At 69.2% G+C, this 20,102-nt stretch carries 21 protein-coding genes; 8 read left to right on the top strand and 13 right to left on the bottom strand.

Features of this window, described 5'->3' with window-relative positions; genetic code table 11:
• Positions 1 to 7: 7 nt before the first annotated feature.
• Positions 8 to 907, bottom strand: a complete 900-nt coding sequence (locus AOZ53_RS17225; RefSeq protein WP_054488661.1) for a LysR substrate-binding domain-containing protein — start codon at positions 905 to 907, stop codon at positions 8 to 10.
• A gap of 218 nt (positions 908 to 1,125) precedes the next feature.
• Here AOZ53_RS17225 and AOZ53_RS17220 point away from each other — a divergent pair, with 218 nt between their 5' ends.
• Positions 1,126 to 1,587 carry a Rid family hydrolase gene (locus AOZ53_RS17220; protein WP_054488659.1) on the top strand — a complete coding sequence of 154 codons (462 nt, stop codon included), beginning with the start codon at positions 1,126 to 1,128 and terminating at the stop codon, positions 1,585 to 1,587.
• A 190-nt stretch (positions 1,588 to 1,777) separates the two neighbouring features.
• Positions 1,778 to 2,230: a hypothetical protein gene (locus tag AOZ53_RS17215; protein ID WP_054488657.1), complete on the top strand. Its 453-nt coding sequence runs from the start codon at positions 1,778 to 1,780 to the stop codon at positions 2,228 to 2,230.
• 37 nt (positions 2,231 to 2,267) lie between these two features.
• On the opposite strand, the gene AOZ53_RS34200 is transcribed toward AOZ53_RS17215, so the two are convergent.
• A complete protein-coding gene (locus AOZ53_RS34200; RefSeq protein WP_156333417.1) occupies positions 2,268 to 2,444 on the bottom strand; it encodes a hypothetical protein in 177 nt (58 codons plus the stop codon).
• Positions 2,445 to 2,713: 269 nt separating this feature from the next.
• Between AOZ53_RS34200 and AOZ53_RS33465 the strand changes: the two genes are divergently transcribed.
• The 3 genes from AOZ53_RS33465 to AOZ53_RS17200 all read left to right on the top strand — a co-directional run bounded on the left by AOZ53_RS33465 (position 2,714) and on the right by AOZ53_RS17200 (position 4,697).
• Positions 2,714 to 3,097, top strand: a complete 384-nt coding sequence (locus tag AOZ53_RS33465) for a type II toxin-antitoxin system RelE/ParE family toxin (RefSeq protein ID WP_082385666.1) — start codon at positions 2,714 to 2,716, stop codon at positions 3,095 to 3,097.
• Entirely contained in the window at positions 3,081 to 3,383 is a 303-nt protein-coding gene (locus tag AOZ53_RS17205) for a helix-turn-helix domain-containing protein (protein ID WP_054432229.1), read from the top strand. Before AOZ53_RS33465 ends, AOZ53_RS17205 begins: the two co-directional genes overlap by 17 nt.
• A gap of 246 nt (positions 3,384 to 3,629) precedes the next feature.
• Entirely contained in the window at positions 3,630 to 4,697 is a 1,068-nt protein-coding gene (locus AOZ53_RS17200) for an AraC family transcriptional regulator (RefSeq protein ID WP_054479339.1), read from the top strand.
• A 155-nt stretch (positions 4,698 to 4,852) separates the two neighbouring features.
• On the opposite strand, the gene AOZ53_RS17195 is transcribed toward AOZ53_RS17200, so the two are convergent.
• The 10 genes from AOZ53_RS17195 to AOZ53_RS17150 form a co-directional block, all read right to left on the bottom strand.
• On the bottom strand, positions 4,853 to 5,278 hold the full coding sequence (locus tag AOZ53_RS17195) for a hypothetical protein (RefSeq protein WP_054488655.1): 426 nt from the start codon (positions 5,276 to 5,278) through the stop codon (positions 4,853 to 4,855).
• Between the two features lie 12 nt (positions 5,279 to 5,290).
• Positions 5,291 to 5,665, bottom strand: a complete 375-nt coding sequence (locus AOZ53_RS17190) for a glutaredoxin family protein (protein WP_054432232.1) — start codon at positions 5,663 to 5,665, stop codon at positions 5,291 to 5,293.
• A 169-nt stretch (positions 5,666 to 5,834) separates the two neighbouring features.
• Complete coding sequence (locus AOZ53_RS17185) at positions 5,835 to 6,728, bottom strand: SphA family protein (RefSeq protein WP_054488653.1); 894 nt, start codon at positions 6,726 to 6,728, stop codon at positions 5,835 to 5,837.
• A complete protein-coding gene (locus AOZ53_RS17180) occupies positions 6,725 to 8,356 on the bottom strand; it encodes a phytoene desaturase family protein (RefSeq protein ID WP_369816832.1) in 1,632 nt (543 codons plus the stop codon). Before AOZ53_RS17180 ends, AOZ53_RS17185 begins: the two co-directional genes overlap by 4 nt.
• Positions 8,353 to 8,856, bottom strand: coding sequence for a flavin reductase family protein (locus AOZ53_RS17175; RefSeq protein WP_054432234.1), 504 nt, complete (start codon positions 8,854 to 8,856; stop codon positions 8,353 to 8,355). Before AOZ53_RS17175 ends, AOZ53_RS17180 begins: the two co-directional genes overlap by 4 nt.
• Entirely contained in the window at positions 8,856 to 10,097 is a 1,242-nt protein-coding gene (locus AOZ53_RS17170) for a styrene monooxygenase/indole monooxygenase family protein (protein WP_054432235.1), read from the bottom strand. Before AOZ53_RS17170 ends, AOZ53_RS17175 begins: the two co-directional genes overlap by 1 nt.
• A 68-nt stretch (positions 10,098 to 10,165) precedes the next feature.
• Entirely contained in the window at positions 10,166 to 10,954 is a 789-nt protein-coding gene (locus tag AOZ53_RS17165; RefSeq protein ID WP_054488651.1) for an SDR family oxidoreductase, read from the bottom strand.
• 581 nt (positions 10,955 to 11,535) lie between these two features.
• On the bottom strand, positions 11,536 to 12,165 hold the full coding sequence (locus AOZ53_RS17160) for a class I SAM-dependent DNA methyltransferase (RefSeq protein WP_054488649.1): 630 nt from the start codon (positions 12,163 to 12,165) through the stop codon (positions 11,536 to 11,538).
• A gap of 112 nt (positions 12,166 to 12,277) precedes the next feature.
• Positions 12,278 to 14,134 carry a phosphoenolpyruvate carboxykinase (GTP) gene (locus AOZ53_RS17155; RefSeq protein ID WP_054432238.1) on the bottom strand — a complete coding sequence of 619 codons (1,857 nt, stop codon included), beginning with the start codon at positions 14,132 to 14,134 and terminating at the stop codon, positions 12,278 to 12,280.
• Positions 14,135 to 14,300: 166 nt separating this feature from the next.
• Positions 14,301 to 15,923 (bottom strand): acyl-CoA synthetase, encoded by a 1,623-nt coding sequence (locus tag AOZ53_RS17150; RefSeq protein WP_054432239.1) that lies wholly within the window; start codon positions 15,921 to 15,923, stop codon positions 14,301 to 14,303.
• 172 nt (positions 15,924 to 16,095) lie between these two features.
• On the opposite strand from AOZ53_RS17150, the gene AOZ53_RS17145 reads away from it, so the two are divergent.
• A complete protein-coding gene (locus AOZ53_RS17145; RefSeq protein WP_054432240.1) occupies positions 16,096 to 16,821 on the top strand; it encodes a TetR/AcrR family transcriptional regulator in 726 nt (241 codons plus the stop codon).
• On the opposite strand, the gene AOZ53_RS17140 is transcribed toward AOZ53_RS17145, so the two are convergent.
• Positions 16,785 to 17,696, bottom strand: a complete 912-nt coding sequence (locus AOZ53_RS17140) for an SDR family oxidoreductase (protein ID WP_054488648.1) — start codon at positions 17,694 to 17,696, stop codon at positions 16,785 to 16,787. The two genes, AOZ53_RS17145 and AOZ53_RS17140, sit on opposite strands and share 37 nt — an antisense overlap.
• A gap of 137 nt (positions 17,697 to 17,833) precedes the next feature.
• On the opposite strand from AOZ53_RS17140, the gene AOZ53_RS17135 reads away from it, so the two are divergent.
• The gene (locus AOZ53_RS17135; protein WP_054488646.1) at positions 17,834 to 18,625 is read left to right on the top strand and encodes an enoyl-CoA hydratase/isomerase family protein; all 792 of its coding nucleotides are present in this window, start codon (positions 17,834 to 17,836) and stop codon (positions 18,623 to 18,625) included.
• A gap of 121 nt (positions 18,626 to 18,746) precedes the next feature.
• Positions 18,747 to 20,102 (top strand): MATE family efflux transporter (locus AOZ53_RS17130; protein WP_082385665.1); only part of this gene is annotated, 1,356 nt, incomplete at its 3' end.

Below are 20,102 nucleotides of genomic sequence, written 5' to 3'. Positions count from 1 at the left end.
TATCCCCTCACGCTTTCTGGCCCTTTCTCACGGCCATGGACATTTCCTTGAGCATCCCGGCGAAAGTCGTCGCGGCGCGAGTCCGCCCTGCTCCCTTCGGCCACAGCAAGCCGAGTTGCCGGGACAATTCCGGCTGCGTGATAGGGATGAGATTGACGCGCTCGAAGCCCGTCGCCGCCGTTTCAGGGACGATGGTCGCAAGCTGCCCTTCCGCGGCGACCGCCAGGAGCGACTCCGTGCTATCCATTTCCACCGCTACCTGCAATGGCACATTGGCCGTCTTGAACGCGTCTTCGATCAGGATGCGCGTCGAGAATTTCGGCGGGAACAGGGCTAGCGGAATCGAATCGAGCGTCTTCCACTGAACCCGACGCTTCCGTGCGAACGGGTGATCGTGGCCCACCGCCAGGACCAGCCGCTCAGAAAAAAGAGGTTCGGATTCGACGTCGTCGCGTGAGGCCGGATGAAAGGCGATGCCGAGATCAAGCATGCCCAGCGCCAGTCTTTCCTCGAGCTGCGCCGCGAGCAGATCCTGGACCACGATCCGCACCTTCGGGTGTCGCTGGTTGAAGGCCGAGACCGTGCGCGGCAGAAATGCCAGGGGAAATACCGGGATGGCGCCCAAGGTGAAGGTACCCGCGTCGAGCTCGTTCAACTCCTGCATCGCCCGCTTGGCCCGCGTCGCTTCATTGCATGTTCGCGCCGCATAGTCGCGGAACACCCGACCGGCCTGAGTGAGGCGCATGGTCCGCCCTACCCGGTCAAACAACGCGATGCCCAATTCTTCTTCAAGCTGACGCAGGGCGTGCGACAGCGTGGATTGCGCAACGCACAGCTTCTCGGCCGCGCGCGACAGATTGTCGAGTTCGACGATGGTCAAGAAATAGCGAAGGTGGCGCAGTTCCATCTGTCTCTCATTGAATCCCGGTTCAAGGCAGCGATATCCATCGACAGGATCGAACGATTTTATCGAATTAATTCATTTTTCAGATGATCGACATCTGCGTACCATCATGCGCTGACCTCCCCTCGGCATTCCTGCGGACCGATGAGCGGGCTATGAGCGGGCTCATCCCAGGTGGACGGCGTTCGTGGCAGGCGGTCAATTCACCTTTGGAGAATCCAATGAGCGACGCCATTGTGCGGCACCCTACCCCCAGGCGCCTCGAGGCATCGTGGGCTCGGGAATTCGCGGAAGCGATTGAAGTCCCCGCGAGCGCCCGGACCATCACGTTGAGCGGCGTCGGCGCACTGCCGTCGAATCTCGACGCCGAACCCCACTCGGTCAGCCACTTCGGCGATCTGCGCACGCAGACGAGAAGCGTGTTCGACCAGATTCAGGTAATCCTGGAAGGCAAAGGGTATGCGCTGGGCGATGTGATTGCCGTGCAAGCGCTTTTCGTCGTGGAACCCGCCAGGAACGGCCCGCCGGACTACGGCGCGTTTTCGAGCGTCTATGCCGACTACTTTGGTTCGCCCGCGCAACCCCATCTGCCCACCCGGACTCGGGCGCAGGTGGTGGGCCTTGTCGAACCCGGCTGGCTGGTGGAAGTGACGGTGACGGCGGCGAAGGTCGTGAACGGGTGAGCCCGATGATCCGCACGCTTTTCCAAGGACAATGAGACACACCGCCATCACTCGTTACACCGCCACGTCGCGCAGTCTCTAGAATGCAGGCTCGAATGGCGGGCATGCCGACCGGGAGCGCAACGCGACACCCGCCTGTGCGCCAGCCCATGGGTGTCTGTTTGCATAGCGATCGGGGGAGGTCACGGCGATGGCGGGTATTGGCGGGATCCAGGCGCATGGCCGCCTGAAAGGCAGGCTGGCCGGGATGGCGGCGATCATTGTCCTGTTGGGCGGCTGCTCGACGTCTTCGACGCTCTGCGACGCGCTCGGCCCCAGCCAGAGCGCCACGCTTCAGATTCCGCAGGACGCCGCCACCGAGGACGTGTTCGCGTGCATCGACCGCGCAACCGCCGCGAGCACGGCGGCCGGGCGGGAATATGACCAGGGCCATGCCATCCGCGACGCCAAGACCGGGGTGCTCGAAACCACCCACTACAGCAGCCCCAACACCAGCGGCTTTCGCCTGAAAGCCGAGGTCTCGAAGCGCGCCTCCACGCTCGCGCTCTCGTTGCGCGGCGCCGGCGCCTATTGCACCGATCTCGGCGTCGACCAGGAAATGGCCCGACTGACCGAGTCGGTGTCCAGCTGCCTCAAGCGTTGATGGGCGGCCGGCCTGACGGCCACGCCGCCGCGCCGCCTCAGCGCGCGTCAGTGAGCTGCTTGCCGGTCTTCATGTATAGCTTGGCGCGGGCGATGCTGTAGGCCAGGCCGTAATAGCCCTTGTCCGGATACTCGGTCTCGATCAGGTTCGAGGTCTCGGCCATCACGCGCCAGCGGGAATTGTTGGCGACGTAGCAGATGTCGCGCTCCCACATCAGCTTGCACCCGGTTGCGCCAATTGCCGCCTATCCGTTCCCTGGTCCTCCAGTGCGCCATCAACGTGGACATGTTGAGCACGGCATCCCTCACAAAGCTTGCCCGTCTGCGCTACGTTTGCACATCAGCACTGGCCGCCTCGCGCGGCACGCGCAGGGGGCCAACGTGGCCCCTTGGCCGCATTTTCGAGAATAGGACGAAAGCCTCGAGGAAATATCCACTCGGGCGCTTTAAATCATGCCCGAAGCGGGTACATTTAGGAACACTGATGAAACGCATCCTGAAGCGAAAACGCTTTGCCCGATGGCAGGCAGAGGAACGCCTGCCTGACGCCGCACTCTGCATGGCGGTCAGGGCAATGGAACACGGCTTGATCGACGCCAGCCTGGGAGGCCTGCTCTACAAACAACGAGTGTCCCGGCCAGGCGGGGGCAAAAGCCATGGATATCGCGCATTGCTTTCCGCTCGCCTTGGCCACCGCTATGTGTTTCTGCATGGCTTTTCCAAGAGCGACCAGGAAAACATAGCGCCGGAGGAACAGAAGGCACTGCAATTCGCAGGACGGGTATTCCTCGAACTATCCCCCGACGCCATCTCGAAAGCGCTCGGATCCGGCATCCTATTGGAGATCCATTGTGAGCAAGATCATTGAGGACATCCGCGACGATCTGGCCGCGTTGCACGACGCGGGCGCGGTCGGCAAGGTCACCCTGCGCGAATTCGACAGCCTCTGCCCTCCGCCGGTCCGTGACCTCGATGCGACGGACATCCGCCGCCTGCGCGAATCCCTGAACTTCAGCCAGCCGGTATTCGCGCTGCACCTGCACACCACCGCCTCGACCGTGCGCAAATGGGAACAAGGCCAGACCCGCCCCACCGGGCCGGCGCTCAAGCTGCTCAACCTGATCGCCGACAAAGGGCTGCAGGCCATCCTCTGAGGGCACGGGCCAGCCCGGCCCCCTGACGACAGCCGCCGGCCCCGGCCGCTTTCCCGCACGCCGCGGACAGCCAGCGCAAAAAACGGATAGTCCCATGCCCACCGGGACGGGTTTTCCAGCAGTCCCGCGCGGGGCGCGGCGTTTTACTATGAGGACCATCATAAAGGCGCGCCACGGACGTGGCCGCCAGGGGAACCGGCGGCCGCTGCCCGCCGGACATCAGGACCTGAGCAAGGAATCCCGGCCATGCTGAACACGACGCAGTCCGATGCCGAGACATCATGGCAACCCGCCGAGCCGCGCCCGGCCGCCGGGGCAATGGCCGGCGCCGCGGGGTGGCGCATCGACACCATTCTGGCGACGCCGGCGCAACAGCTGTTCGCCTCGGGCGACCTGGACGAGGCGCGCGCGATGGTGGGCCGGGTGATGCGGCCGCACCACCTGGGCGTGGTCGGGTCGACGCAGCGCCTGAACGCGCGCATGCATCACCAGCCGCTGGGCGAGGTGTCGCTGAACCGGCTGCGCTACGGGGCGAATGTCGAGATTCGGCCGGGGCCGCTGGAGGACTTCTTCCTGGTGCAGATGCCGCTGTCGGGCACCGCGCTGATCGAGAGCGGGCCGCAGCGGGTGGATTCGACGCCGGACGTGGCGTCGGTGGTCAGCCCGGATGACGACCTGGCGATGCATTGGGCCGACGACAACGACCAGTTCATGTTGCGGGTGGGCCGCTCGCTGCTGGAGCGCACGCTGGTGGGCCACCTGGGCTGTACGCTGGATCGGCCGCTGCGCTTCCAGCTGGGGTTCCGCTGGCGCGAGTGTCCGGCCTGGCGCTGCCTGATGGCGTATCTGCTGGATTGTTCGTCGCAGCACGCCGACCTGGCCCAGCACAAGCTGATCGTGCACCAGATGGAACAGCTGGTGGCGGCGACGCTGCTGTCCACCCTGCCCCACAACTACAGCGCCACGCCGGCGGGCCGGCGCGGCGCGGTGCTGCCGCGCCACGTGCGCTGCGTGCAGGATTATCTGCAGGCGCATGCGCACGAGCCGGTCAGCGCCGAGCAACTGGCGCGCATCGCGGGGGTCAGCGTGCGCAGCCTGTATGCCGGCTTCAAGGAATTCCTGGGGATCAGCCCCATGCACTATCTGCGCGACCTGCGCATGGAACGGGCGCGCGCCGAGCTGGTGGCGGGTGAATGCCAGAACGTCGCGGGGGTGGCGCTGCGCTGGGGTTTCGCGCACCTGGGGCGTTTCAGCGCCGGCTACAAGGCGCGCTACGGCGAGAGCCCCAGCCAGAGCGTGCGGCGGCACGGCTGACGCGGCACGCGCGGCGGCACGGCGGAAGCGGCAACTTTGTCAGGACTGGCCAGGCCTTGCGTTCAAACAACCCTGGGGATGGCCAACCGCAAACGATCGTCCGCTCACGCTGATGGCGTTCATTGCGGCATTCAGTTCGGCATTCAACGTGGCGTTCAGCGCGGCTTCCAGGTCAGCCCGTCGGTCGAGCGGTACTGCGGAGTGCCGGTGCAGCAGCCGCCGGCGCCGAACGCCTGGCGGCCGATGAAGGCCAGCACGAAGCCCTTGCCCGCCGTCAGTTCCTGGCGCACGCAGGCGGTGGGCAGCAGATAGAAATCGCCTTCCAGCACCAGCGTCCAGGCGACATTGCCGCCTTCCGCCGGGTCCACCTTGTAGACCTTGCATTCATGCATGAGCAGGTGGATGGGCTTGCCCGCCAAGGCGCCCTTGAACTGGAGTTCGGGCGGCGTTTCCTGGGTGGCCAGGGTCTCCGCCGTGAGCCTGGACCCGGCGGGCGGCGGCGGCAGCGACGAGTCGCAGCCCGCCAGCGCCACGGCCGCGCACAGGGTCAGGAGAGCCAGGCGGCGGGCGGGGCGTGTCATGAGGCCGCCGCGTCAGGCCACGTTCGCGTAGCGTTGTTCAAGGTAGGCGATGATGTCGCTGGACTCGTACATCCAGCGCGTGCCGCCCGCTTCCTCGATGCGCAGGCACGGCACCTTGACCTTGCCGCCGCCAGCCTGCAATTCGGCGCGCGCCTGCGGATCCCCCTTGGCATCGCGCAGCGCAACGGGCACGTTCAGGCGGTGGATGGCGCGCCGCGTCTTGACGCAGAACGGGCAGGCATGGAACTGGTAGAGCGACAGCGCGGCCGCCTCGCGGTCGACGGCGGCCTGGCCTTGGGCCGAGCGTTGCTGCGGGCGCGGGCGCGTCAGCGCATCGCCCAGGACAATCAGTTGACCCACACCGACACGCAAGGCTTTGACAATCATGGATGGCTACTTGAAACGAAGAGAGCCTTGAGTCTAGCCCATTCGCGGCGACGGGCGGGCGGCGCCCGCCTTGCTGCCGCCCCCTTCCCCGCGGCGGGCCCGCTGCCGGGCCGGCCCGCCGCACGCAGCCCCAAGGCCTGTCTATCCTGGAAGGAGCCAGGCGCGGGCCCTAGAACGGAATCGCCAGTTTGACGTACAGCTGCGCGCCCTCCGGCCGGTTCTTGACCTGGAATTCCTGCTGCCACTTGGCGGTGAACAGCCAGCCGCGGTCGTTCATGTAGCGCACCGACGGCCCCACGCCGAAGGCGCGGGCACGGCCGGCGGCGCTGTTGGGACCCTTGTCGTCGGTGACCTGCTGGAAGGCATGCCCGCCCACGCCCAGCACCCAGCCCTTGCCCACGCCCCAACCCACCGCGTAGTCGGCGTGGATGGCCTGGCCCGAGCGGGTGTCGGTGGCGGAGTTGCGGAAGTTGAAGTCGTACATCAGCTTCAGGTCGGCATTGAAGCCGTCCGGGCTGATGCGGCTGAGCGCGAACACGGGCTGGGCGGTCCAGTAGTTCTTGCCGAGGCTGGACGGGTCCTTGCGGTCGTATTCGCCGGTGGGCGCGTACATGTCCAGGCCGACCACGTAGTGCAGCGATTCGGACAGGTGATAGCCCAGCGCCACGCCCAGCGTCATGTCGCCCAGGCCGGTGCTGCGGTAGCGCTGGCCGCCGGCCTTGAAGGTGACGTCCAGCAGCGGCGCGATGGCATGGAAGGCCAGCTGGCCGCCCAGCACCTGCTGCGGCGTGACCCAGATCAGGCGCGGGGCCAGCACGTTGACGTCTACCTTGAAGTCCGGCACCGGCAGGCGTTCGCCATCGTTGCCGCGCAGCTTGTCGTAGCGCGCGCCGCCGCCGTAGACCAGCATGTGCACCCCGGGCGGCGGCAGCGCGCCCGACATGAAGTTCTCCAGGCCGTCCGGATAGATGCCCAGGCCGCCGCCTTCGGTGGCTTGCGCCACGCCACCGGCCAGCGCCAATGCCGCGGCGCAAGCCAGCCGGCGTGTCAGGTGTCTGCTCATGTTCCGCTCCTGCCCCCGCGGGGCGCGAGTTGTTGTGCGACGAGATAGCCGGAACCGCCGCCCAGTCCGGGACCCGGGTGGGTGGCGGCGCCGATGTGGAAAAGGTTGCGCAGCGGCGTGCGGTGGCCGCGCGCGCCCTGGCTGCCGGCGAACGGTCGCAGCCAGAAGAACTGGTCGGGCGAACAGATGCCCGCGTACGGATCGCCGCCCACCAGGTTGCAGTTCAGCGCCTCCAGGTCGGCCGGCGAGTAGCTGCGGCGGCCGACGATGCGTTGCGCCAGGCCGGGCATGACCGGTTCCAGCCGCGCCTGCACGCGGTCGGCGACGGCCTCGCGCAGGGCCTCGGTCCAGCGGCCGTCGGCGGGCGTGTCGATCAGGCCGGCGGCATCGCCCTTGACGCGCACCGGCAGCTCCTGCATCTGCACCCACAGGATCCAGCCGCCGGCCGGCGCGCGCGACGGATCGACGGCGACCGGCTGGCCGATTGCCAGCGTCGGCCGCGCCGGCAACAGGCCGTTGTTGGCCTCGGTGACCGAGGCGCAGACCTGCTCCATGCTCTCGGTCAGGTGCACCAGCGGCACGTGGCGCAGTTCGGGCGTGCGCCAGTCGGGCGGCGCGTCGAGCGCGAAATGGATCTGCATGCCGCCGCGGCCGTGGCGGTAGCCGGCGGCGCGGCGCCGCAGCGGCTCGGGCGCGTCGGGCAGCAGCGTGCAGTACAGCTGGCCGGGCGTGACGTTGCAGACCACGGCCTCGCGGGCGCGGTACTCGCGGCTGGCGGCCACGACGCCGACGGCGCGGCGGCGGCGGCCTTCGCCATGCGTCAGGATGCGTTCGACGGCGGCGCCAGTCTGCAGCCGGCCGCCGTGGTGCTCGATGACCTTTGCCAGGGCGTCCACCACGCCCTGGCTGCCGCCCTTGACCACCGGCATGCCGCCGGCCACCACCGCGGCGAAGGTCAGCTTGCCGATCAGCGCCGAACAGGCGTCGTCCGGTCCCAGGCCGGTGTGTAGCACCCAGGGCGCGATCAACGCGCGCGCCGCGTCGGATTGCAATTCACGGTCGGACCAGCGGCGAAAGCTCTCCAGCGAATCGGCGGCGAACGCCATCAGCCCGTCCAGGCCGCGCCGGCGCCACTCGCCGAACAGCAGCTTGAGCATGCCGGCGCCATAGGGGTTCTGGCCCAGCAGGCCGAAGGTCAGCGCGGCGTCTTCGCCGAACAGGCGTTGCGCCATGGCGCCGAACGCGGCGCCGTCGCCGGGCGCCCAGGCGTCCAGGCGCCGCGCGCTGTCCGCGATGTCCTGCTTGAGGGCGATGCCGCTGCCGTCGGGCAGCGCCAGGCCGGTGGTGTAGTCGCACTGGGCGAATTCCAGGCCGGCCGCCTGCAGGGCCGGCTTGAGAGCGGCGTAGGCGGGACCGCCGACGAACAGCGGATACCAGCTCGACAGCACGTCGTGGCGGTAGCCGGGAAACAATTCCTCGGTGCGGATGCAGCCGCCCAGGCGGTCGTTGCGCTCCAGCACCAGCACCGATTTGCCGCGCTGCGCCAGCAGCGCGGCGCACACCAGCGAATTCATGCCGCTGCCCACCACGATGATCTGGGCGTCGGACGCGGAAGATGAGGGCATCATAGGGTCAGCGCCGTGAAGCGCCCCGCATGGAACACCAGCGGCGTGGCCTCCAGGCTGGCCACGCGCAGCACCCGGCCGAACAGCAGCAGGTGGTCGCCGGCCGGGCTCTGCTGGTCGTTGGCGCAGACCAGCGTGGCCACGGCGCCGGCGATGGCAGGCACGCCCTCGGGCACCTCGTGCAGCTCGGCGCCTTCGAACTTGTCCGGCACCGCCGGATCGGCGAAACGCCGCGCCAGCGCCTCCTGGCCGCAGGCCAGCACGCTGATGGTGAAGTGGTCGCAGTCGCGGAACGCCGCCAGGTTGGGCGAGCGGTTCACCAGGCTCCACAGCACCAGCGGCGGATCGAGCGACAGCGAGGCGAAGGAGTTGATGGTCAGCCCGACCTTGCGGCCGTCCGGACAGCGCGTGGCGACGATGGCCACGCCGGTCGGGTAGCTGCCCAGCACGCCGCGCAGGACCTTGGGGTGCAGGTCGGTGCTGCCCCAGTCCAGGGCCGCCATCACGCCGCCGCCCGGGTGGATTTGGCGGCGATGAAGGCCTCGCAGGCGGTGGCGTCGGTCCACCACGGGAAGAAGTTGGGCGGATGGTTGAAGCCGTTGGCGACGGCGCTGGCCAGGGCGGGCGCGTCGCCGGCGGCCTGCAGCAGGTGCAGCAGATGCGGCGGCGGCGGCAGCAGCATCGAGTTGGTCCAGTCGACCACGGCGCTGGCGTAGTCCCAGAAGCGCTCGAAGGTCTGCTGCATCCACTCGGCCGTGAAAGCCTGGTCGCCGCGCGCCAGGATCGCCTCCAGATAGACGGCGCAGGCCTTGGTGGCGTTGTTCGAGCCCTGGCCGGTGATGGGGTCGTTGGTGACCACGGCGTCGCCCAGGCCGAACACCAGGCGGCCCGACGGCAACGTCATGACCGGCTTGCGCACCGTGGGCGCGAAGCTGCCGGCCAGGATGCCGTTGGCATCGGTCAGCTCGACCGACGCGCAGCGCTCGGCCTCCCAGGGCAGGAAGGTGCGCAGGATGTCCAGGCTCTTGGCCAGGTGGTCCTGCGGCGTCTTGATATCGCGCCAGCAGTCCATCGGGCCGCCCGGCACGCCTTCGAACACCATGATTTCGCAGGGGCCGGTGGTGGTGAGCGCGGGGAACACGAAGTACTCGCCGACGCCGGGGATCAGGTTGAAGGCGACCCGCGAGAACACCGGCGCCGGGCGCATGCCGTGCACGTAGGTCAGGGCCAGCGCGCGCTGCGGCTTGTCGAAGCGCGAGCGCGCGGTGTCGCGCTCGAACAGCTTGACCACGTCGCCCTTGCCGGCGGCCAGCAGCACCAGGTCGTGCGAGGCGGCCAGCAGCTCCAGTTCGGCCACGCCGCCATCCTGGATCAGCAGGCGGCCGCCGCGTGCGGCGAACAATTCCATCCAGGCCGGCATCTTGATGCGCTGGTCCACCGCCTGCGCCGGGCGGTCCAGGCGCGCTGCCCAGTCGATCAGCTTGTGGCCGGGGCGCTCGGGGTGCGGCACGGCCAGGCCGATGCCTTCGACCGGCGGACAGTCGGCTTCCCACTGGTTCAGGCCCAGATCGCGCTCGATCTGCAGCGAGGCATCGAACATGCACTGGCTGGACATGACCTTGCCGCGGCGGATGTCATCGGGCTCGCGGTTGGTGACCACGGTCACCTCGTAGCCCTTGTCCAGCAGGCCCAGTGCCAACGGCAGGCCGGCCTGCCCTCCTCCGACGATCGCGATTCGACGCATGATGGATCTCCTGTTTGGTGTGCGGGTCCGCCGGGTTCCTGGCGGCCCGATGAGCGGTAAGGCCGGCCTTATTCGGCCAGGCGCGGGATGGCGGGACGGGCCTGTTCGGGGCCCATGGCGGAATAGCCGCCGTCGACGGCGTAGTCGGCGCCGGTGACGAAGCTGGCGTGGTCCGACAGCAGGAAGGCGACCACCTCGGCCACCTCGGCCGGATCGCCGGCGCGGCCCAGCAGGTGGAAGTCGGCGGCGACGCGGTCGGTCTTGGCGCGGTCGCCCTGGGTCAGTTCGTCCATCACGCGCGACCAGGTCCAGCCGGGCGAGACCGAGTTGACGCGGATGCGGTCGCCGGCGTAGTCCATCGCCAGGCTGCGGGTGACCTGCAGCAAGGCGGCCTTGGAGACCGGATAGAGCCAGCGGCCGGTCTGCGCGACGCGCGACGAGATGCTGGTGAAGTTGACGATGGCGCCGCCGCCGGCGGCCACCAGGTGCGGATGCACGGCGCGGGCGGCCATGACGGCGCTGACGACGTTGATGTCCAGGGCGCGCAGCCAGTCGGCGCGGCCGGAGGCGGCGCCGTCGTCGAGGTAGGTGGCGGCGAGGTTGACGAGGTAGTCGATGCGGCCGAAGTGGGCGGCGACCTCGGTGACGGCGCGGGCCAGCTGGGCGTCGTCGGTAATGTCGAGCGGCCAGGCGCGGATGCCGTCGGGGTCGGTGGCGGCGACGCGGGCGGCGCCGCCGGCGTCGATATCGAAGATGGCGACGCGCACGCCCTTGGCGCGCAGCGCGGCGACGACGCCGGCGCCGATCAGCGTGGCGCCGCCGGTGACGATGGCGGTTTTGTGGGCCAGTCCCTTCATTTGCTTGCCTCTTGGGTTGCTGAGATCGTGAGGCGGATGTTGAGGGCGGGCGCGGGCGGGGCGGTAGCCGGATTTGGCGGCGGGTATCCAGGGAGTGCGGGTATTGCGGGGTGGGTTGACGGGGATCCAGGGGGAGTGGCCGGTGGCTGCGGTGGGTATCCGGTTTTTGCTTTGCTTTGTTCGCCTGGGGAAGGGGGTGATCGGGGTGATGGGCTTTGTAGGCTGGCTCTGCTTCGTAGGCTGCCCCTCGGGCGGGCGCAGTCGGTGGCGGGCGCCCACGATTGCGGTCCGGAGCGTTCGCTCCGGACTTGCCTAGGCGGCCCCCCCCGTTGTCATCTTCGTTGTCGCCTGCGGCGACTGCCTTCAGATTCCCTCGGGCGCATCGAGGTTGCCCGCCACCGACTGCGCCCGCCCGAGGGGCTACGTGCGTCTTGGCTTGTCGCGCTGCTGGACCTGTGATCGGGGAAGGGAATTTTCAGGGCTGCCCATCGTGGCCGCGCGGGCGGCCGCGATGGGCGTCTGGGTGTGTGAAGGCGGGAGGATGCGCTGCGCGCGGGTGATGCGTGTATCGCGTCGTGCGGTCAGTCCGCCCTTCTCCACACACTGGCGAGCCAGGGTTGTTGTTCGCGTGGCAGGCCGTCGGGGCGGTAGTAGTGTTCGAGTTCTTCGAAGCCTGCGGCTTGCAGCAGGGTGCGCCAGCCGTCCAGGTCGTGGTAGGCGCCGTAGCGGCCGCGGTTCCAGCCTTCCTGGTTGCCGCCGCGGGGGTTGGAGCTGAAGAGGACGCCGCGGGGTTTGAGGGTGGCGCGCAGGTCGCGCAGGACGCGGGGCAGTTCCTGGGTGGGGACGTGGAACAGGACGGCGTTGGCGAAGATGCCGTCGAAGCGGGCGGCGGGCAGTTGCAGGCGCAGGAAGTCCTGGTGCCAGACTTCGCAGCCGCTGGCGGCGCGGGCCATGGCGACGAAGCTGGGGGTGCCGTCCAAGCCGACGGGGCGGTGGCCGAGTGCGGCGAAGGTCTTGAGGTCGCGGCCGGGGCCGCAGCCGAGGTCGAGGATGTCGCAGGGGGGCTCGCCCTCGATGTGGCGCAGCAACGCGGCGATGTTCTGGCTGACGTCGTGGTCGCGCGTGCCTTCCTCGAAGGACCGGGCGCTTTCTTCGTAGTGGGCCAGGGTCAGTTCGGTGATCTTGGCGAGGTCTTCGGCGTCGAGTTTCATAGGGCGATTGTGCCGTAAAAAAACCCGCGCACGTCACCGTGCGCGGGTTTGTGATCGAGCGCGGCCGGCCAGGCGCGGCCGGCTAGGCGCGGCCGGCCAGGCGCCCCCGGCCTCAGGCGGCCAGGCGCCCTTCGATCTTGACCTTGGTGGCGGGCAGGTCTTCCGGCAGGCCCTGGGCCAGCTGGCCGAACAGCTCGTCGTGCAGCGCCAGTTCGTCGCGCCAGGCGCCGGCGTCGACCGACATGACCTGTTCGAACTTGTCGGGGCTGAACTCCAGGCCGGTCCAGTCGATGTCCTGGTAGCTGGGCGAGACGCCGAACACCTGGTCGACGCCGCTGGCCTGGCCGTCGATGCGGCCCAGCATCCAGCGCAGCACGCGCATGTTCTCGCCGAAGCCGGGCCAGACGAACTTGCCGTCGGGGCCCTTGCGGAACCAGTTGACGCAGTAGATGCGCGGCAGCGTGGCGCCGGCGGCTTCGAGCTGCTTGCCCAGGTTGAGCCAGTGGTTGAAGTAGTCGCTCATGTTGTAGCCGCAGAACGGCAACATGGCGAACGGATCGCGCCGCACCACGCCCTGCTGGCCGACGGCGGCGGCGGTGGTTTCCGAGCCCATGGTGGCGGCCATGTAGACGCCTTCGACCCAGCTGCGGGCCTCGGTCACCAGCGGCACGGTGGTGGAGCGGCGGCCGCCGAAGATGAAGGCGTCGATCACCACGCCCTGCGGGTTCTCCCACTCGGGGTCGATCGACGGGCACTGCGCCGCCGGGGCGGTGAAACGCGCGTTGGGATGGGCGGCCTTGCGACCGGTCTCGCGGGCGATGGCCGGGGTCCAGTCCTGGCCCTGCCAGTCGATCAGGTGCGCGGGCGGCGTGTCGGTCATGCCTTCCCACCAGACGTCGCCGTCGTCGGTCAGGGCAACGTTGGTGAAGATGACGTTGGCCTTGAGCGTGGCCATGGCGTTGAAGTTGGTCTGCTCGCTGGTGCCCGGGGCCACGCCGAAATAGCCGGCCTCGGGGTTGATGGCGTGCAGGCGGCCGTCGGCGCCCGGCTTGATCCAGGCGATGTCGTCGCCGATGGTGGTGACCTTCCAGCCGTCCATGCCCTGCGGCGGGATCAGCATGGCGAAGTTGGTCTTGCCGCAGGCCGACGGGAACGCGGCGGCGACGTGGTACTTGCGGCCCTTGGGCGAGGTCACGCCCAGGATCAGCATGTGTTCGGCCAGCCAGCCCTGGTCGCGGCCCATGGTGGAGGCGATGCGCAGCGCGAAGCACTTCTTGCCCAGCAGCGCGTTGCCGCCGTAGCCCGAGCCGAAGCTCCAGATCTCGCGGCTCTTGGGGAAATGGACGATGTACTTGGTGGCGTTGCAGGGCCAGGCCACGTCGGCCTCGCCGGCGGCCAGCGGCTTGCCGACCGAGTGCACGCACGGCACGAAGTCGCCGTCGGCGCCCAGCACGTCGTAGACCTGCTTGCCCATGCGCGTCATGATGCGCATGTTGACCGCGACATACGGGCTGTCGGACAGCTCGACGCCGATGTGGGCGATGTCCGAACCCAGCGGCCCCATCGAGAACGGCACCACGTACAGCGTGCGGCCGCGCATGGCGCCGTCGAACAGGCCGTTGAGCGTGGCGCGCATCTCGGCCGGGTCGGCCCAGTTGTTGGTCGGGCCGGCGTCCTCGGGACGGTCGGAGCAGATGAAGGTGCGGTCTTCGACGCGCGCCACGTCCGACGGGTCGGAACAGGCCAGGAAGGAATTGGGCCGCTTGGCCGGGTTGAGCCGGCGCATGGTGCCGGCCTGGACCATGAGTTCGCACAGGCGATCGTATTCTTCCTGCGAACCGTCGCACCATTCGACGCGATCCGGTTTGGCCAGCGCCACCACACTGGCGACCCAGTCGATCAGGCCGCGGTGCTTGACGTACGCGGGTACGTTCAAGGCCGCCAGGCCCCCGTCCAAGGGCTTATTCATTAGGGTTATCTCCATACTAAGGCTAATGGCGATACGGCCCCTTTTGAGTGGGGCCGTATACATGTTTGCGCCATCATACTTGCAGCGGCCGGTCGGCCGTCAACCCGACCAAACGGACGAGTTTGTCACCGGGTTTGTCATCGCTTTTTTCAATGGCCGGCGCGGCTCAGGCATAGCTGCCGTCACGCAATGCGCGGCGGATGATCTTGCCGGTGGCAGTGCTGGGCAAACTGGTTACAAAGCGGATGCGGCGCGGGTATTCGTGCGCCGCCAGGCGGGTGCGCACGTGCGCCTGCAAGGCCTTGACCAGCGCCTCGTCGCCCGTCACGCCATCGTGCAGCACCACGTAGGCCATCACCACCTCGGTGCGCTCGGCGTCGGGCACGCCCACCACGGCGGCCATGCGCACGGCCGGGTGGCCCAGCAGGCAGTCCTCGATCGGCCCGGGGCCGATGCGGTAGCCGGCGCTGGTGATGACGTCGTCGTTGCGGCCGACGAAGCGGATGAAGCCGTCGGCGTCGCGCACGCCCATGTCGCCGGTCAGCAGGTAGTCGCCGGCGAATTTCTCGGCGGTGGCCTGCGGGTTGTTCCAGTAGCCCAGGAACATCACCGGGTCGGGCCGCAATACGCCGATGTTGCCTTCCTGGCCATCGGCCATTTCGGCGCCCTGCTCATCCACGATGGCGACCCGGTGTCCGGGCGCGGCGCGGCCGATGCTGCCGATGCGCGGCGCGAACAGCGACGAGCACGACGACACCAGCATGTTGCATTCGGTCTGGCCATAGAACTCGTTGATGGTCACGCCCAGCACGCGGCGGCCCCAGTCGATCAGCTCGGCGCCGAGCGATTCGCCGCCGCTGGCCACCGAGCGCAGCGCCAGCGCGCCGGGCGCGGGCGGGCTGGCCACGCCGCGCATCATCTTGAGCGCGGTGGGCGGCAGGAAGGTGTGGGTAACGCCATGGCGCGCCATCAGGTCGAAGGCCGAGGCGCCGTCGAATTTCTCGAAGCGCCGCGCCAGCACCGGCACACCGTGGTGCCAGGCCGGCAGCAGCACGTCCAGCAGGCCGCCGATCCAGGCCCAGTCGGCCGGCGTCCACATCAGCGTGGCGTGCTCGGGAAAGAATTCGTGCGACATCTCCACGCCCGGCAGGTGGCCGAGCAGCACACGATGGGCGTGCAGCGCGCCCTTGGGCTTGCCGGTGGTGCCGGACGTGTAGATGATGACGGCCGGGTCGTCGGCCGCGGTGGGCTCGGGCTCGAACAGTTCGGACTCGGCGTCGAGCGACGCGTGCAGCGGCAGCGCCCCGCCCTCGCCCGGGCCGTCGATGCAATAGACCGTCTGCAAAGCCGGCAGCGTCGCGCGGATCTCCTGCAGGCGGCGGCAGCCCTCGGCGTCGGTGACCAGCGCGGCGGCGCCGCTGTCGGCCAGGCGGTACTGGATCGCGTCGACGCCGAACAAGGTGAACAGCGGCACCGCCACCGCGCCCATCTTGTAGACGGCGATGTGGGTCACGGCGGTCTCGGGCGCCTGCGGCAGGTACACCGCCACCCGGTCGCCGCGCCGCACGCCCTGGCGCCGCAGCGCGTTGGCCAGCTGATTGGCGCGCGCCTTGATATCGTCGAAGCTGTAGCGCGTCTGGCTGCCGTCGCTTTTCTCGTGGATCAGCGCCAGGCGGCCGCTGCCATCGGCCCACTTGTCGCAGGCGTCCACGCCGATGTTGTAGGCCGCCGGCACGCGCCATTGGAAGGAAGACGCCAACTGCGCGTAGGTCTCGGTTCTGGACAGCATGATGCTCAGGTCTCCGTGTCGCTGTTCTTGTGGTCGCTGTTCTTGTGGTCGCGGTTCTTGTGGTCGCGGGTCTTGTGGTCGCGGGTCTCGTGTTCGCGTGTCTTTAAGGCGCGGCGCCGCGGGTCGTTATGATAGTAAGCCCCGGCCACTTCCCATCGCCCTGCCTCCACCTATGCAGAAAACCGCCGCCGTCCCGATGCGCCGCCCGCCGGCCAGCGCCAAGTCCGAGCAACGGATACGGGACATCCTGCGGGTCGCGCGGCAGGTGTTTTCCGAGGCCGGCTTCCAGGCCGCCACCACCACCGAGATCGCGCAGCGGCTGGGCGTGTCCGAAGGCACGGTGTTCACTTATTTCGGCGGCAAGCGCGAGCTGTGCGTGCGCGTCATCAGCGACTGGTACGACGAGATCATCGCCAAGGTCGAGGACAACCTGCCGCTGGTGCAGGGCACGCGCGCCCGGCTGCATTACCTGGTGCATGCCCACCTGCGCCACCTGCTGGCCGAGGGCACCGGGCTGTGCGCGTTCATCCTGTCCGAAGGCCGCGCCCGCAATGACGATTTCGGCGAGATCTACGCCGGCCTGCAACGGCGCTACACCGCGCCGCTGATGCGCATCCTGGCGCAGGGCCAGGCCGACGGCCATATCCGCCAGGACATGCCGCTGCGCCTGCTGCGCTCGGCGGTCTATGGCCCGATGGAGCACGTGCTGTGGGACGCCATCCTGGGCGGCGCGCGGGTCGACGTGGCCGCCACCGCCGACCACCTGGTCGACTTCCTGTGGCAGGCGCTGCAGCCGCCGCGGCGCGATGCCCTGGCGCTGGCGCAGTTCCGCGGCGAGGTGCAAGACGCCCTGCATCGGCTTCAGTCCGCCGAGAACAAGGACGGCGGCGCGTACTGAGGAAAGCCGTCGTAGGTGTCGCCGCGCGCGGCCGGCGGCAGGGTCCAGGAATGGCGCGCGTTGGGCACGCCGCCATCGACGCGGATGACGCTGCCGGTGATGAAGGCCGCCGCCGGCGACAGCAGGAACACCACCGCCGCCGCCAATTCGGCCTCGGTGCCGAAGCGCTGCAACGGCACCTTGGCGGCCAGGCCGCGCAGCACCGCGCGGTAGTCCTCGTCGTAGCTGTCCATGCCGCTGGAGGCGATCCAGCCCGGCGCCACCGCGTTCACGCGCACGCCGGCATGGGCCCATTCGCAGGCCGCCGTCTCGGTCAGGTTCCAGACGCCGGCGCGGGCCGCGCCGGAATGCCCCATGCCGGGCATGCCGCCCCAGATGTCGGCCAGCATGTTGACGATGGCGCCGCCGTGCTGGCGCATGTGCTGGGTGTAGACCTCGCGCGCCACCAGGAAAGTGCCGTGCAGGTTGTTCTGCACCACCGCGTTCCAGCCGTTGAAGCTGATCTGCTCCAGCGGCGCCGGGAACTGGCCGCCGGCGCAGTTGAACAGGCCGTCGATGGCCCCATGCGCGGCCAGGGCGTCGGCCACCGCGCCGCGCACGCCGGCTTCGTCGCGGATGTCGCAGGCGTGCAGTGTGATGCGGCCGGCGGCCTCGGGGTAGACGCGCGCCAGTTCATCGCGCGTGGCCGTCAGCTTTTCCGGCTTGCGGCCCACCAGCGCCAGGCCCGCGCCCAGCGAGGCCAGCTCGTGCGCGGTGCAGCGGCCCAGGCCGCTGCCGCCGCCGGTCACCATGACGGTCTTGCCGTCGAACAGGCCAGGCCGGAAGACCGACGCGTAGCGCGCCGCGGCGCCGGCGGCGTCGGGGAAATGGCTCATGTCTCGCTCCATCGTTATTTTTTTGAGGATAACTCAATATCCTCCAGATAAATATCCTGACTTGGCGTAATACCCTATATCTGCGCTCAATCAGTCCGGGTTATTAATTGAGTTGAAATCAATATCTGGAGACACGCATGACGCCGGACAGTCCGCTGCTGGAGACCCGCGACGGCCCCATCGCCCGCCTGACGCTGAACCGCCCCGACCTGCGCAACGCCTTCGACGAGACGCTGATCGCGGCCCTGACCGCCGCGGTGCGCGCGGCGGCGGACGATCCGGCGGTGCGGGTGCTGCTGCTGACCGGGGCGGGCAAGGCGTTCTGCGCCGGCGGCGACCTGAACTGGATGCGCAAGATGGGCACGCTGACGGACGCCGACAATCGCGCCGACGCCGCCCGCCTGGCGGAGATGTTGCGCGTCATCTGGACCTGCCCCAAGCCGGTGGTGGCCGCGGTCAACGGCGACGCCTACGCCGGCGGCTTGGGCCTGGTGGCGGCCTGCGACGTCGCCATCGCCGCCGACCACGCGCAGTTCTGCCTGTCCGAAGCCCGGCTGGGCCTGCTGCCGGCCACCATCAGCCCCTACGTGATCCGCGCCCTGGGCGAACGCGCCGCCAACCGCTATTGCCTGACCGCCGAGCGCTTCGACGCCGCGGCGGCCTACCGCATGGGCCTGCTGCACGGCGTGGCGCCGGCGGCGCAATTGCAGGACGAAGCCGAGGCCGTGTGCCGCGCGCTGTGCGACAACGGCCCGCAGGCGGTGCAGGCCAGCAAGCGGCTGGTGCGCGATTTCGCCGGCCAGCCGCTGGATGCCGCGCTGATTGCCGATTCGGTCGAGCGCATCGCTACCGTGCGCGGCTCGGACGAAGCGCGGGAAGGCGTGAGCGCCTTCCTGGAAAAGCGCCCGCCGGCCTGGCGCGCGACATGACGCGCGACGCACGCGCCCGTCGCGCACGCGCCGCCGCGATGTCCCGCCCGGGCCAGGGGAAATATCCGGGTTAACCCCGAACGACGTTTAAGATGCGGGCTTCGTCTACAAGAGAAGCCGCATGCCCGCCCTTCGCCGCGCCGCCTGGAAACGTGAAATCGTCGCCACCCTGCTGCTGAGCCTGCCGCTGGTGCTGACCAATCTCGCCCAGATCGCGATGACGGTGACGGACGTCATGTTCATCGGCCACCTGGGTTCGCAGCCGCTGGCGGCGAGCGCGCTGGGCGCCAACCTGTATTCCGCCATCGCCTTCTTCGCGCTGGGCCTGGTCAGCGCCACCGCGCCGATGGCGGCGCGGGCCGAAGGCGCGCGCCGCAATTCCGTGCGCGACGTGCGCCGCACCGTGCGCCAGGGCCTGTGGACCGCGGCGCTGGTGTCGGTGCCGGGCTGCCTGGCGCTCTGGTATGGCGAGCAGATCCTGCTGTTGCTGCGCCAGCCGCCCGAACTGGCGGCGCCGGCCGGCCAGTACCTGCGCGCCCTGCTCTGGGCCATGCCGCCGTTCCTGGGGTTCCTGGTGCTGCGTTCGTTCGTGGCCGCGCTGCAGCAGGCGCGCTGGGCCTTCATCGTGGCGGTCGGCGCGATCCTGTTCAACGTGCTGGGCAACTGGGTGCTGGTGTTCGGCAACCTCGGCTTTCCGGCGCTGGGCCTGATCGGCGCGGGCGTGGCCAGCGCGGTCGCCAGCCTGAGCCTGTTCGTGGGCATGGTCGTGGTGGTGCTGCGCGACCGGCGCTTCCGCCGCTATCGCCTGTTCGGCGACCTGCTGCAACCCGACTGGCCGCGCCTGAAGGCGTTCTGGAAACTGGGCCTGCCGATCGGCGTGGCCACCGCCTTCGAGGTCACCATCTTCAACGCCGCGGCCTTCCTGATCGGCTGGCTGGGCGAGGCCGAACTGGCGGCGCACGCCATCGCCATCCAGATCGCCAGCGTGACCTTCATGATTCCCTACGGCGTGGCGCAGGCGGCCACGGTGCGGGTCGGCTACGCCCAGGGCGCGGGCGACGGCGCGGGCGTGACGCGCGCCGGCTGGAGCGCCTTCGGCCTGGGCATCGGCTCGATGGTGATCGCCGCGGCCCTGATGCTGACCGTGCCGTACGCGCTGGTGTCGGTGTTCATGGACGTGCACGATCCGGCCAACGCCAAGGTGCTGGCCTTCGCGGTCAGCTACCTGGCCGTGGCGGCGGTGTTCCAGATCGTCGACGGCGCGCAGGTGCTGGGCGCGGGCATGCTGCGCGGCCTGCACGACACGCGCGTGCCGATGATCTACGCGGCCATCGGCTACTGGGGCGTGGGCCTGCCGTGCGGCGCCTGGCTGGCGTTCCGCGCCGACTGGCGTGGCGTCGGCATCTGGAGCGGGCTGGCGACCGGCCTGGCGGTGGTGGCGGTGCTGATGATGCAGCGCTGGGCCCGGCGCGCGCCG

Origin of the sequence: Achromobacter sp. 2789STDY5608621, from assembly GCF_001299375.1 — a bacterium.
GTDB classification, from domain to species: Bacteria; Pseudomonadota; Gammaproteobacteria; order Burkholderiales; family Burkholderiaceae_B; genus Achromobacter; species Achromobacter insuavis.
Note: the sequence above shows the minus strand (reverse complement) of the source record. Positions and strands in the feature narration are given on the sequence as shown.

What these genes read in the sequence shown, in the direction of transcription:
- AOZ53_RS17160 (WP_054488649.1), bottom strand. Translation starts at nt 12,165, where the DNA reads ATGAAACTCGACGCCGAAGACCTCGCCAAGATCACCGAACTGACCCTG.
- AOZ53_RS17215 (WP_054488657.1), top strand. Translation starts at nt 1,778, where the DNA reads ATGGCGGGTATTGGCGGGATCCAGGCGCATGGCCGCCTGAAAGGCAGG.
- AOZ53_RS17175 (WP_054432234.1), bottom strand. Translation starts at nt 8,856, where the DNA reads ATGGCGGCCCTGGACTGGGGCAGCACCGACCTGCACCCCAAGGTCCTG.
- AOZ53_RS17200 (WP_054479339.1), top strand. Translation starts at nt 3,630, where the DNA reads ATGCTGAACACGACGCAGTCCGATGCCGAGACATCATGGCAACCCGCC.
- AOZ53_RS34200 (WP_156333417.1), bottom strand. Translation starts at nt 2,444, where the DNA reads ATGTGGGAGCGCGACATCTGCTACGTCGCCAACAATTCCCGCTGGCGC.
- AOZ53_RS17180 (WP_369816832.1), bottom strand. Translation starts at nt 8,356, where the DNA reads ATGATGCCCTCATCTTCCGCGTCCGACGCCCAGATCATCGTGGTGGGC.
- AOZ53_RS17220 (WP_054488659.1), top strand. Translation starts at nt 1,126, where the DNA reads ATGAGCGACGCCATTGTGCGGCACCCTACCCCCAGGCGCCTCGAGGCA.
- AOZ53_RS17145 (WP_054432240.1), top strand. Translation starts at nt 16,096, where the DNA reads ATGCAGAAAACCGCCGCCGTCCCGATGCGCCGCCCGCCGGCCAGCGCC.
- AOZ53_RS17165 (WP_054488651.1), bottom strand. Translation starts at nt 10,954, where the DNA reads ATGAAGGGACTGGCCCACAAAACCGCCATCGTCACCGGCGGCGCCACG.
- AOZ53_RS17195 (WP_054488655.1), bottom strand. Translation starts at nt 5,278, where the DNA reads ATGACACGCCCCGCCCGCCGCCTGGCTCTCCTGACCCTGTGCGCGGCC.
- AOZ53_RS17170 (WP_054432235.1), bottom strand. Translation starts at nt 10,097, where the DNA reads ATGCGTCGAATCGCGATCGTCGGAGGAGGGCAGGCCGGCCTGCCGTTG.
- AOZ53_RS17185 (WP_054488653.1), bottom strand. Translation starts at nt 6,728, where the DNA reads ATGAGCAGACACCTGACACGCCGGCTGGCTTGCGCCGCGGCATTGGCG.
- AOZ53_RS17155 (WP_054432238.1), bottom strand. Translation starts at nt 14,134, where the DNA reads ATGAATAAGCCCTTGGACGGGGGCCTGGCGGCCTTGAACGTACCCGCG.
- AOZ53_RS17140 (WP_054488648.1), bottom strand. Translation starts at nt 17,696, where the DNA reads ATGAGCCATTTCCCCGACGCCGCCGGCGCCGCGGCGCGCTACGCGTCG.
- AOZ53_RS17225 (WP_054488661.1), bottom strand. Translation starts at nt 907, where the DNA reads ATGGAACTGCGCCACCTTCGCTATTTCTTGACCATCGTCGAACTCGAC.
- AOZ53_RS17190 (WP_054432232.1), bottom strand. Translation starts at nt 5,665, where the DNA reads ATGATTGTCAAAGCCTTGCGTGTCGGTGTGGGTCAACTGATTGTCCTG.
- AOZ53_RS17135 (WP_054488646.1), top strand. Translation starts at nt 17,834, where the DNA reads ATGACGCCGGACAGTCCGCTGCTGGAGACCCGCGACGGCCCCATCGCC.
- AOZ53_RS17150 (WP_054432239.1), bottom strand. Translation starts at nt 15,923, where the DNA reads ATGCTGTCCAGAACCGAGACCTACGCGCAGTTGGCGTCTTCCTTCCAA.
- AOZ53_RS33465 (WP_082385666.1), top strand. Translation starts at nt 2,714, where the DNA reads ATGAAACGCATCCTGAAGCGAAAACGCTTTGCCCGATGGCAGGCAGAG.